Annotated in this window: 16 protein-coding genes; 7 read left to right on the plus strand and 9 right to left on the minus strand. The window is 69.6% G+C overall.

What is annotated here, in order from left to right; genetic code table 11:
- Positions 1-234 precede the first annotated feature (234 nt).
- Positions 235-1,518 carry an ABC transporter substrate-binding protein gene (locus AB5J51_RS15915; RefSeq protein ID WP_053786246.1) on the plus strand — a complete coding sequence of 428 codons (1,284 nt, stop codon included), beginning with the start codon at positions 235-237 and terminating at the stop codon, positions 1,516-1,518.
- A 170-nt stretch (positions 1,519-1,688) separates the two neighbouring features.
- On the opposite strand, the gene AB5J51_RS15920 is transcribed toward AB5J51_RS15915, so the two are convergent.
- Positions 1,689-2,309 carry a hypothetical protein gene (locus AB5J51_RS15920; protein WP_136225232.1) on the minus strand — a complete coding sequence of 207 codons (621 nt, stop codon included), beginning with the start codon at positions 2,307-2,309 and terminating at the stop codon, positions 1,689-1,691.
- Positions 2,310-2,451: 142 nt separating this feature from the next.
- Between AB5J51_RS15920 and AB5J51_RS15925 the strand changes: the two genes are divergently transcribed.
- Positions 2,452-3,618 carry a serine hydrolase domain-containing protein gene (locus AB5J51_RS15925; RefSeq protein WP_369777926.1) on the plus strand — a complete coding sequence of 389 codons (1,167 nt, stop codon included), beginning with the start codon at positions 2,452-2,454 and terminating at the stop codon, positions 3,616-3,618.
- On the opposite strand, the gene AB5J51_RS15930 is transcribed toward AB5J51_RS15925, so the two are convergent.
- The 3 genes from AB5J51_RS15930 to AB5J51_RS15940 all read right to left on the minus strand — a co-directional run bounded on the left by AB5J51_RS15930 (position 3,609) and on the right by AB5J51_RS15940 (position 6,789).
- Positions 3,609-3,932, minus strand: coding sequence for a nuclear transport factor 2 family protein (locus AB5J51_RS15930; RefSeq protein WP_369777927.1), 324 nt, complete (start codon positions 3,930-3,932; stop codon positions 3,609-3,611). The genes AB5J51_RS15925 and AB5J51_RS15930 overlap by 10 nt on opposite strands.
- A 101-nt stretch (positions 3,933-4,033) precedes the next feature.
- Positions 4,034-4,927, minus strand: a complete 894-nt coding sequence (locus tag AB5J51_RS15935; RefSeq protein WP_369777928.1) for a polysaccharide deacetylase family protein — start codon at positions 4,925-4,927, stop codon at positions 4,034-4,036.
- A 278-nt stretch (positions 4,928-5,205) separates the two neighbouring features.
- Positions 5,206-6,789 carry an MDR family MFS transporter gene (locus AB5J51_RS15940; RefSeq protein WP_053786446.1) on the minus strand — a complete coding sequence of 528 codons (1,584 nt, stop codon included), beginning with the start codon at positions 6,787-6,789 and terminating at the stop codon, positions 5,206-5,208.
- Positions 6,790-6,908: 119 nt separating this feature from the next.
- Between AB5J51_RS15940 and AB5J51_RS15945 the strand changes: the two genes are divergently transcribed.
- The gene (locus tag AB5J51_RS15945) at positions 6,909-7,484 is read left to right on the plus strand and encodes a TetR/AcrR family transcriptional regulator (protein WP_053786251.1); all 576 of its coding nucleotides are present in this window, start codon (positions 6,909-6,911) and stop codon (positions 7,482-7,484) included.
- 66 nt (positions 7,485-7,550) lie between these two features.
- Here the strand turns inward: AB5J51_RS15945 and AB5J51_RS15950 are convergent, their stop codons facing one another.
- Positions 7,551-8,078, minus strand: a complete 528-nt coding sequence (locus AB5J51_RS15950) for an ATP-binding protein (protein WP_369777929.1) — start codon at positions 8,076-8,078, stop codon at positions 7,551-7,553.
- Between the two features lie 211 nt (positions 8,079-8,289).
- On the opposite strand from AB5J51_RS15950, the gene AB5J51_RS15955 reads away from it, so the two are divergent.
- Together AB5J51_RS15955 and AB5J51_RS15960 are read left to right on the plus strand one after the other, a co-directional pair.
- A complete protein-coding gene (locus AB5J51_RS15955) occupies positions 8,290-9,141 on the plus strand; it encodes a helix-turn-helix domain-containing protein (RefSeq protein ID WP_369777930.1) in 852 nt (283 codons plus the stop codon).
- Between the two features lie 11 nt (positions 9,142-9,152).
- Entirely contained in the window at positions 9,153-9,344 is a 192-nt protein-coding gene (locus AB5J51_RS15960) for a hypothetical protein (protein ID WP_369777931.1), read from the plus strand.
- Between the two features lie 22 nt (positions 9,345-9,366).
- Here AB5J51_RS15960 and AB5J51_RS15965 read toward each other — a convergent pair whose 3' ends face one another.
- Positions 9,367-10,188 (minus strand): alpha/beta fold hydrolase, encoded by an 822-nt coding sequence (locus AB5J51_RS15965; RefSeq protein WP_369777932.1) that lies wholly within the window; start codon positions 10,186-10,188, stop codon positions 9,367-9,369.
- Positions 10,189-10,276: 88 nt separating this feature from the next.
- Positions 10,277-10,702, minus strand: coding sequence for a nuclear transport factor 2 family protein (locus tag AB5J51_RS15970; protein ID WP_369777933.1), 426 nt, complete (start codon positions 10,700-10,702; stop codon positions 10,277-10,279).
- 109 nt (positions 10,703-10,811) lie between these two features.
- Between AB5J51_RS15970 and AB5J51_RS15975 the strand changes: the two genes are divergently transcribed.
- Positions 10,812-11,369: a TetR/AcrR family transcriptional regulator gene (locus AB5J51_RS15975; RefSeq protein ID WP_136225225.1), complete on the plus strand. Its 558-nt coding sequence runs from the start codon at positions 10,812-10,814 to the stop codon at positions 11,367-11,369.
- A gap of 326 nt (positions 11,370-11,695) precedes the next feature.
- On the plus strand, positions 11,696-11,854 hold the full coding sequence (locus AB5J51_RS15980; protein WP_369777934.1) for a hypothetical protein: 159 nt from the start codon (positions 11,696-11,698) through the stop codon (positions 11,852-11,854).
- On the opposite strand, the gene AB5J51_RS15985 is transcribed toward AB5J51_RS15980, so the two are convergent.
- A complete protein-coding gene (locus tag AB5J51_RS15985) occupies positions 11,851-12,498 on the minus strand; it encodes an OmpA family protein (RefSeq protein WP_133899733.1) in 648 nt (215 codons plus the stop codon). The genes AB5J51_RS15980 and AB5J51_RS15985 overlap by 4 nt on opposite strands.
- 5 nt (positions 12,499-12,503) lie before the next feature.
- Positions 12,504-13,091, minus strand: coding sequence for a hypothetical protein (locus AB5J51_RS15990; RefSeq protein ID WP_369777935.1), 588 nt, complete (start codon positions 13,089-13,091; stop codon positions 12,504-12,506).
- Positions 13,092-13,105: the final 14 nt, after the last annotated feature.

Here is a 13,105-nt window from a genome sequence, read left to right on the forward strand (position 1 = left end):
CGCCGGAATCGGGCCTTTCGGCATGTCTACGCGCGTCCGATTTGTTGATCACATATCGGAAAACACCAGCCGGAAAAGCCGCACTTGGAGCATTGACCACAAGTTCCGACCCAATGGAATCAACCGCCCTTCCACAGGAGAGAATTCCGGCCAACGGGCCACGGACGGACACCCCAGCCCGGAGCAACTCATAAGTAGTAACGGGACTCAAAAGAAATTCAGGGGAATACACCCGTGCGACGAAGAATCTTCGGCACGGGCGCGACCGCGGTCGTGCTCGGTCTGCTGATCCCGCTGGCCGGATGTGGCGGTTCAGACAACGACGCAGGTGGCAGCGGCACGCTGCGCCTGGTCGCCGCGGAATACGGCGACAACCAGGCCACCAGTTCCAAGGCCTTCTGGGACAAGGCCACGGCCGATTTCACCAACGCCAACCCCGGCATCAAGGTCGAGGTCCAGCTCCTGCCGTGGGCGGACATCGACCGCGAGGTCACCCGTATGGTCAAGTCCGGCAATGCGCCGGACATGGCTCTCATGGGCTCGTACTCGGACTTCGCGGCACAGGACAAGCTCTATTCCGCGGACGAACTCCTCACGGTGACCGCCGAGGCGAACTTCCTGCAGCCGCTCGCCGAGGCCGGCACGGTCGGCAGCACCCTCTACGGCCTGCCCTGGGTGGCGAGCAGCCGGCTCCTCTTCTACAACCAGAGCCTCTTCAAGCAGGCCGGCGTCAGCGAACCCAAGAACTGGTCCGACCTGAAGTCCGCCGCCAAGGCGCTCAAGGACAAGGGCGTGAAGTACCCGTACGCCCTGCCCCTGGGCCCGGAGGAGGCGCACGCCGAGGCGATGATCTGGGAGCTGAGCAACGGCGGCGGCTACGCCGACAGCGCCGGCAACTACAACCTGGCCTCCGACCAGAACATCGAGACCTTCCGCTGGCTGAAGGACAACCTGGTGAGCCCCGGCCTGACCGGGCCCGTCCCGCCGTCCCGACTCAACCGCGCGGACGCCTTCGCCGCGTTCTTGCGCGGCGAGGTCGGCATGCTGAACGGCTACCCGCAGCTGCTCCACGAGGCGCGCGCCAAGGGCATCGACGTCCGCACCGCGACCATGCCGGTCTCGGACACGCTCGGCTCCGGGGAGACCCCGCCGGCCGTGGGGGTCGCCGACTGGATGATGGCGTTCAAGCAGAACGGAAAGCGCGCCGAGATCGGCAAGTTCCTGGACTTCCTCTACAAGGACAAGAACCTGTCGGACTTCGCGGGCCGCTACCACCTGCTGCCCTCGACCGTCTCGGCCTCCCGCAACCCCTCCGGCGCCGGCCTCGACAGCAACGACCAGTTCTTCCTGACCGCCCTGCGCGGAGCCCAGCTGTACCCGGTGAACGACCCGTCCTGGGTGACGGTCAGCGACACCATCAAGCGCAACATCGGCCGCGCCGTGGAACCGAACGGCGATGCGAAGTCCGTCCTCGAGGAGATCGCCGCCAAGGCGAACGAGGCCGGAAGGAAGCACTGAAACCTGAACTTCCCGCCCGACACGGGACTTTCGCCCTGCCGCATCGCACCCCGTGCGGCACAATGGCTGCCACGGCTCTTGATCCAAGGCCTCGGACCAGTCGCCCGCCGCGTACTCACAAGGTGCACGGGGCGGCCGGCCCTCTCCCCGCTCCCCCTGCCCGCCTCCGGTCAGACCTTGCCGTTCTCCGTCGAGAACGCCGTCCGGTACTGCTCACAGCTGGAGTCCCAGCTCAGCGTCCCCGTGAGCGTCCCGTAGCCCGAGCGCGTGAGCGACCACTCCACCGTGTAAGCACCGGTGTCACAGGCGATCCGCTTTCCGCCCTCGACCTTGGCGCGCCCCGTCGCCGGCCGGTCCGCCAGTTCCTGGCGCACCTCGACCGCCTTGGCGTGGTCCGCGGAGCGCAGTACGGCGTGCACGACGATCGGGTGCCTGCCGTCCTTGGTCGTCACGGCCTTCTTCACCAGCTGCGAGTCCGACACCGCCCAGCCGAAGTCGAACGAGGGCTGCCAGCCCAGGGTCTTGGGGTCGGCGACCTGCCGCTCGTACTCGGAGGCGCCCGAGGGGCCGGGGCGGGTCACCGTCTTGTACCGGATCCCGGGGTAGAAGCGGAGCTGTCCTTCCAGCTTGTGCATCTCGTCCTTGGTCCACTGCGACTTCATCGCCTTCTCGCCGCCGGCCGGGTCCTGCAGGTACGGACCGTCCGCGGCGGTTGCAGGCTGGCCGAGGGCGGGGGCGAGGGCCGCTGCGGCGGTGGCGAGGGCGACAGCGGCGATGCGGGTGCGCTTCATGCCCCGCCCAACGGGGACCCGCGGCGGGCTGCAACGAGGCCGCGCGGGCTTTCACCCGTACGGGGCCCGCGCTCCGGAATATCGCATGATCATCTTCCGTTCTAGCGGGTGAAGCGACGGCACCGAGCGACAGGGAGTCCCGATGAGCGGGAGTGCGGGTGTGGGTACGGGCGTGTACGGCACGGTGGCAGCGGGCTGGGAGCCCGTACGGGAGGAGTTCGAGGCCTTCGTCGCGGCCGAGGCGCACTCCCCCGAGGCGCAGCTGGCGGTGTACCGGGACGGCCGCCGCGTCGTGGACCTGTGGGCCGGCCAGGACACCGGCGCCGACACCCTGACCGGGGTCTACTCGATCACCAAGGGCGGCGCGCACCTGGTGGTGGCGCTGCTCGTGCAGGAGGGCCTGCTGGAGCTGGAGCGCCGTGTCTCGGAGTACTGGCCGGAGTTCACGGGCGGCGGCAAGGAGCGGCTGACGGTGCGGCAGCTGGTCTCGCACCAGGCGGGACTGGTCAACAGCGCCGAGGGCTTCGACTATGCGGAGATCGCGGACGACGCGCTCATCGCGGCCCGGCTGGCCGGGCAGGAGCCGTACTGGGAACCGGGGACGGCGTACGGGTACCACGCCTTCGTGATCGGCGCGCTGGTCGGCGAGGTGGTGCGGCGGGCCACGGGCAGCTCCCTCCAGGAGGTGTTCGAGGAGCGGATCCGCGCGCCGTACGGGCTGGACCTGTACATGGGCCTGCCGCAGGAGCTGGAGGGCCGCTGGAAGCCGGTCCTGGAGATGCTCCCCACGCCCGAGCAGCTGACGGCGATGGCCGGGGCGGCCGTGCCGGAGCTGCTGCCGGTCGCCTTCAACATGCACCGGGATCCGGCGATGGACCTGCTGGAGTACGGCAACCACCCGAAGGTGAAGGCGCTGGGCCCGGCGTCGGCCGGCGGCATCGGCACGGCGCGCGGCGTCGCGGGGATGTACGCGGCCGCGATCAGCGGGCTGGACGGCCGGCCTGCGCTGCTGAAGCCGGAGACGGCGGCCGAGGTCGCGCGGCCCCACACCCCGGGCGAGGACCGGGTGACCGCCGAGGTGGACCACTTCGGGCTGGGCTTCGAGCGGCAGCACGCGGTGGGCCCGCAGGCCTTCGGGCACTGCGGCGCGTCGGGCGGGCTGGGGTGGGCGGACCCGGCGACGGGGCTCGCCTACGGGTACACGCGCCGCCGGTTCGCCTTCCCCGGCGGGGCCGCGCCGGAGAACGGGCGCCTGACGGCGGCGGTGCTGCGGGCGGCCGGGGCAGCGGGGGCGACGGGTCAGGCCTGACCCGTTTCGAAGCGGCTGATGCGGCCGTCGCCGGTGACGGTGAACCGCCATGCGGTGCGCATATCGCCCCACGTGTCGTTGCGGTAGTTGGCGACGAGGGCGCGGCCGTCGTCGGACTCGGTCTCGATGTCCATGTGGCCGTTGGAGGACCAGATCTCCTTCTCGGCCCACTGGGTGAGGTCGCGGTCGGAACCGTCGTCGGACATGGTCGCGCCCTCGGTGAGGACGGCGCGGAAGGCGTTCCGGTCACCCGCGTTGACGGCGGCGACGAAGGCACGGACGGTGGGGTCGGTCAGCTGGTTCGGCGCGATCACGGGGAGCTCCTGGGCGGTCGTACGGGCGGTGTGCGCGACCAGGGAACACCGTGGGCGGCGGCGGGACGGCGACCTTCACCCGTTCGCCGCCGGACGGCGTGTCAGGAGGCGTCCGGGGCGGTGCGGACGGGGAAGCCGGTGGGGCGGCCCTGGTCCTTCAGCCAGGCGAGCACCTGGTCGAGGGCCGCGACGGTCTGGGCACGGTTGCCGCCCCCGTCGTGGAAGAGGACGGTCGGGCCGTTGCCCATCTCGGACTTGACCGCGTTGACGATGGCGGCGACGCCCGGCTTCCCGAAGTCCTTGGTGTCGACGTTCCATCCGAGCGGGCGCATGCCGTGCGCGGCGGCGATGCGGCGGCTGTCGGGGGTGAAGGCGCCGCCGGGAGCGCGGTAGTACTCCACTTGGGCGCCGCCGCCGGCGGCGTCCTCGATCATCTTCTTCGCGTCCAGGATCTGCTTCTCCTGGTAGTCGACGGGCTTCCTGTCCATGGCCGTGTCGTGGTTCATGGTGTGGTCGCAGAGCCGGTGGCCGCCCGCGACGACCTTCTTGACGAGGTCGGGGTGGGCCTTGGCCTGCGGCCCGATCATGCAGAAGGTCGCCTTCACGTCGTACTTCTTCAGCACCTCGAGGACCTTGGGGGTCCACTGGGGGTCGGGGCCGTCGTCGATGGTGATGTTGACGGCGTTGCCGCCGCTCTCGGAGGCGTGCGCTATGCCGTCGGGTATCTGCGACTTCGGTGCGTCGCCGTCGCCTGCGCCTTGGGCTCCGCCTTTCGCATCACCGCCGCCTTTCGCGCCGCCGCCCTTCGCGCCGTCGTCCGAACCGCCGCCCGTGCCCCCGGTGTCGGTCTGGCGTGCCGCGTTCTCGGGCCGGGCGGGCCCCGGTTCCACGAGGGCCGCCACCCCCCACACCGTCCCGGCCACTGCGGCGGCCGCGGCCACGACCACTGCCCCGGTCCGGATGCCCTGCCTGTTCGCGCGCGCCGTGAAGCCCATGAACCGTCCCCTCCCCATCCGCTCTTGTGTGCGCTCTGCCCTCCAGGACGACCCGCGAAGCGATGGGGTTCCCGCCAATTCCCCCATAAAATTCAGCTAATAGGACCTTGATCCTTGATCGCCCCGATTTGGACCCCATCTGAAACAGGACGGAACCACATCAACCTCCCCTGTATCACCCGCATTCACCGAACCCATGAGTACCCGGCTCCGGCGCGGCAAAAAGCCCGGCCCCGGCGGAAATCCGCCGGGGCCGGGCCGGTGAACGCAGGGCGGGGTCAGTGCGAGAAGGAATCCTGCGGAGCCTGCGCCGCCTTGTCGCCGCCCGCGTCGGCGCCCTGGGCCGGGCCCGCGCCCCGCAGCGGGACCTCCTTGACGAACCAGGCGGCCGCGAAGCCCAGTACGGCGACGACCGCGCCGAGGAGGAACGCCGAGTGCGTACCGGCGGCGACCGCGTGCTGGTAGGCGTCGCGGACGGCCTCGGGCAGCTTCGCCAGGCTGGCCGCGTCGAGCTGCGCCGAGCCGGCGGCCCGGGCGGCCTGCGGGCCGAGGCGCTCGCTCATGGTGTCCGTGACCCGGCTGGTGAACAGCGAGCCCATCAGGGCGACGCCGAACGAGCCGCCGAGCGTACGGAAGAGGGTGGCCGAGGAGGACGCGACGCCCATGTCCTTCATGTCCACGCTGTTCTGCGCGACGAGCATGGTGATCTGCATCAGGAAGCCGAGGCCGGCGCCGAGGATCGCCATGTAGACGCCGGACATCAGGCGGCTGGTGTCGGTGTCCATCTGCGCGAGCAGGAAGAGCCCGACGACCATGAGCGCGCCGCCGATGATCGGGAAGATCTTGTACTTGCCGCTGCTGGTGGTGATCCGGCCCGCGATCAGCGAGACGACCATCATCGAGAGCAGCATCGGGAGGAGCAGCAGGCCGGAGTTGGTGGCGGAGGCGCCCTGGACCGACTGCTGGAAGAGGGGGAGGTAGAGCACGCCGCCGAACATCGCGAAGCCGACGAGGAAGCCGATGACCGACATGAGCGTGAAGTTGCGGCTGCGGAAGATGTGCAGCGGCATGACGGGCTCGGCGGCCTTGGTCTCGGCGAAGAGGAAGGCGGCGATCGACACGATGCCGACGACGATCAGGCCGATGATCTCCCCGGAGCCCCAGGCGTACTCGGTGCCGCCCCAGGTCGTGACCAGTACGGTCGAGGTGATGGCGACGGTCAGCAGCGCGGCGCCCAGATAGTCGATCTTGCCTTGGGCCTTCTTCTTGGGCAGGTGCAGGACGGCCGTGACCATGGCGAGCGCTACGGCGCCGAGCGGCAGGTTGATGTAGAAGGACCAGCGCCAGCCCAGGTGGTCGGTGATGGTGCCGCCGACGAGCGGTCCGCCGATCATGGCGAGGGCCATCACGCCGGCCATCATGCCCTGGTACTTGCCGCGCTCGCGGGGCGGGATCAGGTCGCCGATGATCGCCATGACGCCGACCATCAGACCGCCGGCGCCGAGGCCCTGGATGGCGCGGAAGCCGATCAGCTGACCCATGTCCTGGGCCATGCCGCTGAGCACGGAGCCGATCAGGAAGATGACGATGGACGTGAGGAAGGAGCCCTTCCGTCCGTACATGTCACCGAGCTTGCCCCAGATCGGGGTGGAGGCCGCGGTGGCCAGGGTGTAGGCGGTGACCACCCAGGAGAGGTGCTCCAGGCCGCCGAGCTCACCGACGATCGTCGGCATCGCGGTACCGATGATCATGTTGTCGAGCATGGCCAGGAGCATCGCGATCATGAGTGCCATGAGGACGACTCGGACGCTGCGCGGCTTCACCTCCTCGGAGATTCCCGCCGCGTTCGTGTTTAGAGCCATGTCCACTCCCCGTTCACTCACATGCTCCGGACTCTTACTTGCCGCCCGGCTAGTTGACTACACTGGGGAAGGTAGACCCGTCACTAGCCGGGCGTCAAGTAAGTAGTTTGGGGAGAGCCATGTCCAGCAGTCCGCAGGCGCGCCGCGGCAACACACGCCAGCGCATCCAGGACGTCGCACTGGAGCTCTTCGCCGAGCAGGGGTACGAGAAGACCTCGCTGCGCGAGATCGCGGAGCGGCTGGATGTCACGAAGGCGGCGCTGTACTACCACTTCAAGACCAAGGAAGACATCATCATCAGCGTCTTCGAGGACCTGACGAGGCCGATCGACGAGCTGATCGACTGGGCGAAGCAGCAGCCGCCGACACTGGACATGAAGCGCGAGGTGCTCCGGCGCTACAGCGAGGCGATGGCGGCGGGCGCGCCGCTGTACCGCTTCATGCAGGAGAACCAGGCGACGATGCGGGAGCTGAGCATCGGCGAGACGGTGAAGCGCCGGCTGTTCACGCTGGTCGAGCTGCTGCGCACGGAGGACGGGCCCCTGACGGACCAGGTGCGGTGCGTGAGCGCCCTGTTCACGCTGCACGCGGGGATGATGTTCCTCCAGCACGTGGAGGGCGACCCGGAGGAGACCCGCCTGGCGGCCCTGGAGGTCGCCACGGACCTGATCACGCAGGCGCACGAGGCATCCTGACGCCGCCTTCCGGGCACGGCAACGGGTGCTCGACCGACCCCGGTCTCATCCCGGACGGTGGCCGGATCACCCACCCACTGGAGCGCCATAGCCGAGGGCGCCGGCCCGGGGAAGCGACGCCCAGGTCCGGGTCCCGCCACCCGGCTCCCGGGACTCCCCGAAGCCCCAGGCCCCGCCGCACTCCCGGACCACGACAGCCATGAGCCGCAGGGCGGCCCGCCGCCGCGCCTCGCAGTGGGCGGCCAGCCGGGGGTGGGAGTGGGCCGCGTGGCCGTCGTAGACGGTGAGCCGCAGTGCATCGTCCCGATACCGAACAGAGAGGTAGAGACTCCGCCCGGGATCCAAATGCCAGGAGGCGGCGAGCATTTCACCAGTGACCTGCTCGGCGGCGACCGCGATCGCATCCAGCCGGTGCGCGTGCAGGGCGGACCGTACGGTCCGGCGGGCGATCTGCGCGCTGTACGCCTCCCCCGGCACGGTGAGGCTGCAGGTCAGCGCATCCGGCGGGGGCGGCTCGTCCCCGTCGGGCGCTTCCGGCGAGGCCGGGCAGGCGGTGAACCGGCCCCGGGCCGACTGCATGAAGGGATTGAGCATCGCGAACTCCCTGTGGTTGCGAGTGGCTCCGCCGTGGGCGTGGTGGCCTGTCGCCGCCTGCATGCGCATGCCGCGGCGATGCACTTCAACTCCCGTTGCGTGAGCGGTGCGTTACCCAATGTAGCGCCGAGCGGGCCAAATTTGGCCCGCTTAACGGGAGAAGTCAGCCTCTCGTGGCCAGAGAGGCTCTGAACGCGCAAGACTTCACGGCATGACCGCGAGGACTGCCACGACAGAGCGCCAGAAGAGGTTGGGGTACGAGCTACGCAAGATGCGTACGGCTGCCGGGGTTTCGGCCGAATTTGCAGCCGGGCTGCTTGGCGTGGACCGGGGAGCCATCTCCGCCATGGAGTCAGGTACGCGCGCCATCTCGACCGAGCGCCTGCGGACGCTGGCCTGTAACTGCGAGGTGACCGATGAGCTGTACCTCTCAGGGCTGATGGAAATGGCGCAGCCCACCGGGCGCCAGTGGTGGGATCGCTACCGGGGCCAACTCCCGCAGGGCCTCTTGGACATCGCGGCGATGGAAGCTCACTGCACCCGCATGCGGGGCGCCTACTCCATTCACATGCCCGGGCTTCTCCAGACCTCAGACCACGCACTCGCCGTATTCCGGATGGTCATCCCTCCCCTACCGGAACACGAGGTCGCGCTGCGGCTGGCACTGCGCATCGAACGCCAGCAAGTCCTGGATCGTGAGAACGCACCCGAGTTCGTAGCCGTGGTGCATGAAGCGGCCTTGCGTATGCAGTTCGGCGGACGCGCCGTCTTGCGCGCTCAGCTCGACCACTTGCTCAACCGGTCCGAGCAGGACAATGTGACCGTGCTCGTTCTTCCGTTCGACGCGGGAGGCTTCCCGGGTGCCGGGCAGACCGTGATCTACGCGGAGGGCCCGACAGCGCAGCTCGACACCGTTCAGGTCGACAACTCACATGGCCCTGACTTCATCCACGCGGAGGCACAACTCCTGAAGTACCGCGCCCACTTCGCTCTGATGGAAAGCCTGGCCTTGTCCGCCGAAGCCTCCCGGGACCTCATCCGAACCGTCGCAAGCCAGCTGTGAGAGGGGACTCCATGACCACCGTGACCTGGGAAGAGCCGTTCTGCGGGGAAGGCAATTCCTGTTACCGGATCGGGGTGGACGGGGAAGGCCGGAGCTACATCGCCGTGGCCGGTCAGGAGGCGGCGTACCTGAGCGACACGGCGGACGCGCTCCGACAGCTGATCCGGGACATCAAGGCGGGCAAGGCCGACCACCTGCTGTAGGGACGGGCTCGGAGCTCGCCACCTACGGGCCCGAGGACCGGATGAACGCCGTGAGGTCGTCGGCGTAGCGGTCCGGGTGGGTGAGGTGGGGGACGTGGCCGTCCCCCACCAGCGTCCGCATCCGCGCACGGCCGCCGAGCGCGGTGGCGAGCTTGCCGACGATCACCGGGAACCACGGCGGGCTCTCGCTGCCGAAGGTGAGCAGGGCAGGGCCCTCGTAGCCGGGGAGGCGGGCGAGGTCGAGGCTCGCCCAGTCCGGGTCGCCGTGTTCGTCCAGGAACGTGGGGGCGTTCGCCGTGAACGTCTCGCGGAACGGTTCCGGCAGTTGCTCCCAGCCGCCCGGCCCGATCGCGACGTCGTCCACGAACCGCTGTGCGCCGACCCGGTCCTCGCCCGCGCGCAGGGCCGCGAGGACGCCGTCGAGGGCGGCCTCCATGGCCTGGAGCACCGGGCGCAGCTCCCGGTCCCCGTCGCCCACGATGTCCATGAGCGGGGGCTCGTGCACGGCCAGGCTGCGCAGCAGCTCGGGGCGACGGGAGGCGAGGCCGAGCGCCGTCGAGGCCCCGAAGGAGTTCCCGGCCACGTGGGCCGGCCCGCCGAGGGTCTCGAGGAGCGACGCGAGGTCGTCCTCGTCCTGCCGCCGGCTGCCCTGGCCGGGCGGGCGCTCGCTGCGGCTGTGGCCGCGCCGGTCGTAGACGAGTACGCGGAACGACTCCGCGAGGCGGGGCACGACGAACTGCCAGTTCTCGTGGTCGACCCACGAGCCGTGGACCAGGACCAGGGGTTCGCCCTCGCCCGCGACCTCGTAATAGAGGTCCACGCCGTTCACACGAGCCCGTGCCATGCCGAGTCTCCTCACCTTGGAGGCCAGGGGGCCGAGCGCCCGCGCAGAGACATACCGCGGACCGGCGCACGGCACACCTCCCTGCAGGTCACCAGGTGAGGCGGCGGTCCTCGGCGGTGATCGGGATGTCGTTGATGCTGGCCTCGCGGCGGCGCATCAGCCCGTCGCGGTCGAACTCCCACTGCTCGTTGCCGTGGCTGCGCCACCACTGGCCGGCGGTGTCGTGCCACTCGTACTCGAACCGGACGGAGATCCGGTTGTCGGTGTACGCCCAGAGCTCCTTGCGGAGCCGGTAGTCGAGCTCGCGCTCCCACTTCTCGGTGAGGAACTCCCGGATCTCGTCGCGGCCGCTGAGGAAGCGGTCACGGTTACGCCAGAGCGAGTTCTCGGTGTAGGCGAGGGCGACGCGTTCGGGGTCGCGGCTGTTCCAGGCGTCCTCGGCGGCCTGGACCTTGGCCCGGGCGGATTCCTCGGTGAAGGGCGGCACGGGCGGGCGTACGGCGGGGTCGGTCATGGGCGCACCTCTATCGGACGGAAGGACTGGAGAACGAGCGTTCTCCACAAGGAAGGACAGTAGAGAACGACCGTTCTCCGCGCAAGCGTTTCTGGGCTACGCTGCCTTCATGGACGACGAAGAGGCCCGCACCCGGCTGCTGGACGCGGCGGAGGCGCTGTTCTACGCGGAGGGCATCCAGGCCGTCGGCATGGACCGCATCCGCACGGAGTCGGGGGTGCCGCTCAAGCGGCTCTACAAGGTCTTCCCAGCCAAGGAGGCCCTGGTCACGGCGTATCTCGAGCGCCGCGACCGCCGCTGGACGGCGAGCCTGCGAGGCGCGGTGGCGGATTCCGCCGATCCGGTCGAGGCCGTCTTCGACTGGCTGGCCCAGTGGTTCTCGGAGCCGGACTTCCGGGGCTGCGCCTTCCTGAACGCGTACGGCGAGCTGGGCACGGGCCCCGCCGGAGTGCTGGACGTCGTACGCCGCCACAAGACGGAGCTGCGGGATCTGCTGGCGGAGCTGGCCGGACCCGGCCGCGAGGAGCTCGCGGACCAGCTGCTGATCCTGGTCGAGGGCGCGACGGTGGTGGCGGCCCTGACCCCCGGCCCGGAGCCGGCCCACCGCGCACGCGAGGCGGCGTCGGCGCTGCTGCTCGCCCGGGAGGGTGGGCATGCGATAGATTGAACGCGTTCAATTCATTGCGGAGCAGAGTGCGGGGGCGCCATGACGGCGACGGAGCCGGCCGGAAGGGGCAGCGGAGCCCGGAGCCGCCGACTGCGCGCCGCCCACCCCTGGCAGACCAGGATCGCACTGGCGGCTCTGATCCTCCCGGCGCCGGTCACGCTCGCGTTACTCGTCGGGGGCGTGCCCGCGTTCCGGCTGGCCGTGACCGTCGCGCTGTCCTCGGTGCCTCTGGCCTTTCGTGCGGACCGGGCGCGGTTCATGACGTCCTGCGTGGTCCTCGGATCGCACTGGCGGGGTGGTCGATCCTCGGCGCATGGGAAGGCACCTTGATCTTCTTCCCTTCGGCGCTGCTCCTGCTGTGCGCGGCGTTCGCGGATCCGCGCGAGTACCAGGCACCGGCCACGGCCGTGACCGCGCTCGCCTGCCTGCTGGCGGTCGTCCCCGGGCTGTTCTTCGTCGGCTGCCTGGCGGGACTCGTCCTCTAGCTGCCGCCGGCGGCGGTGGTGCGGGGGAAGGTGATCTCGACGCGGCGGTTCTTCTTGCGGCCTTCCTCGGTGCCGTTGTCGGCGATCGGGTAGTCCTCGCTGTAGCCCCGGACGTCGTAGACGACGCCGGGGCTGGTGACGGTCTTGGCGAGCTCCGCCTGAACGGCGTCGGCGCGCTGCTTGGAAAGCTCCTTGCCGTGCTCGTAGCTGCCCTGGTCGTCGGTGAACCCGAAGACCCGGACGCGGGTCGCCTTCTGCGTGTTGATCTCGTTGGCGATGGCCTGTATCCGGGCGGCGGCCTGGGCGTTGAAGACGGCACTGTTCTCGGGGAAGAGCACCTCGGACTGCAGGGCCATCATGACGGACTGGTTCGTCTCCTGCCGCCGCTGCTCACCGCCGAGGTCTTCGACGACCTCGGCGATGTCCAGGACCTTGATCGGAGCCAGGGTTCCACCCTGGGGGATCTTCAGGCCGGGGGAACTCGAGTCGATGGGCACGGGCGCGGAGGCCGATGGCTCCGTGCCGGGGGGCACGGACGGCTTGACGTCGTCGGCGTGGGCGCTCGTCGCGCCGATGAAGTGGGCCCCGGCGATGACGAGGCCGACTACGGCTGTGGATGCGGAGACGCGGTGGCGTTTATTCATGGGGGTCACCCGGAGATTTTGATGGTGGCCGTGGCGAAGGTGGGGAGGCTGAAGTCAACCTCGGCAGTGTTCGTCGGGGGCGCGGGGAACTGAACGAAGAACGGCAACGACTTGCGGGCTCCGATCGAGTTCACACCTGTGGTGCACAGACACCTTCCATCGGTGTCACGCAGCACGTAGTAGCGCTTCTTGCCTGCCTTGTCGACCAAGGTCGCCCCCGCAACCGACTCGCCGCTGCCCGTGAGCTCGTTGCCGCGCCAAGCCGTGGTGTGATTGAAGTCCTTGTCACCGGTGTTCTTGAGCTGGCCGCTCACCGTGAGGAAGCCGCCAGCGTCGCGCTTTGCCTCGTTGACCTCGAGGACAACCCCGTCTTCACCGGTTGCCGTGGCGATGACCGCAGGTGGAGCGGAGCTCTGCTTCCCGGCGGAGGGCTCCTGCGAGCCGCCCCCCGACGGTTTCGCTGCGGAGGAACTCTGCGCGCCTGCAGGCTTGTCGTCATTGCCGCCGCCGCATCCGGCCAATGTGAGCGCCAAGGCCGCCGCAACCGCAACGGCCGCTCCCCCGCGGACCTTCACCTTGTGCCGCATGCTCATCTACGCCGTTTCCT

The organism is Streptomyces sp. R33 (genome assembly GCF_041200175.1).
Taxonomy (GTDB): Bacteria; Actinomycetota; Actinomycetes; order Streptomycetales; family Streptomycetaceae; genus Streptomyces; species Streptomyces katrae_B.

Coding starts and splice junctions, on each gene's coding strand:
- AB5J51_RS15920 (WP_136225232.1), bottom strand. CDS start 2,309: ATGAAGCGCACCCGCATCGCCGCTGTCGCCCTCGCCACCGCCGCAGCG.
- AB5J51_RS15925 (WP_369777926.1), top strand. CDS start 2,452: ATGAGCGGGAGTGCGGGTGTGGGTACGGGCGTGTACGGCACGGTGGCA.
- AB5J51_RS15935 (WP_369777928.1), bottom strand. CDS start 4,927: ATGGGCTTCACGGCGCGCGCGAACAGGCAGGGCATCCGGACCGGGGCA.
- AB5J51_RS15940 (WP_053786446.1), bottom strand. CDS start 6,789: ATGGCTCTAAACACGAACGCGGCGGGAATCTCCGAGGAGGTGAAGCCG.
- AB5J51_RS15945 (WP_053786251.1), top strand. CDS start 6,909: ATGTCCAGCAGTCCGCAGGCGCGCCGCGGCAACACACGCCAGCGCATC.
- AB5J51_RS15950 (WP_369777929.1), bottom strand. CDS start 8,078: ATGCTCAATCCCTTCATGCAGTCGGCCCGGGGCCGGTTCACCGCCTGC.
- AB5J51_RS15955 (WP_369777930.1), top strand. CDS start 8,290: ATGACCGCGAGGACTGCCACGACAGAGCGCCAGAAGAGGTTGGGGTAC.
- AB5J51_RS15960 (WP_369777931.1), top strand. CDS start 9,153: ATGACCACCGTGACCTGGGAAGAGCCGTTCTGCGGGGAAGGCAATTCC.
- AB5J51_RS15965 (WP_369777932.1), bottom strand. CDS start 10,188: ATGGCACGGGCTCGTGTGAACGGCGTGGACCTCTATTACGAGGTCGCG.
- AB5J51_RS15970 (WP_369777933.1), bottom strand. CDS start 10,702: ATGACCGACCCCGCCGTACGCCCGCCCGTGCCGCCCTTCACCGAGGAA.
- AB5J51_RS15975 (WP_136225225.1), top strand. CDS start 10,812: ATGGACGACGAAGAGGCCCGCACCCGGCTGCTGGACGCGGCGGAGGCG.
- AB5J51_RS15985 (WP_133899733.1), bottom strand. CDS start 12,498: ATGAATAAACGCCACCGCGTCTCCGCATCCACAGCCGTAGTCGGCCTC.
- AB5J51_RS15990 (WP_369777935.1), bottom strand. CDS start 13,091: ATGAGCATGCGGCACAAGGTGAAGGTCCGCGGGGGAGCGGCCGTTGCG.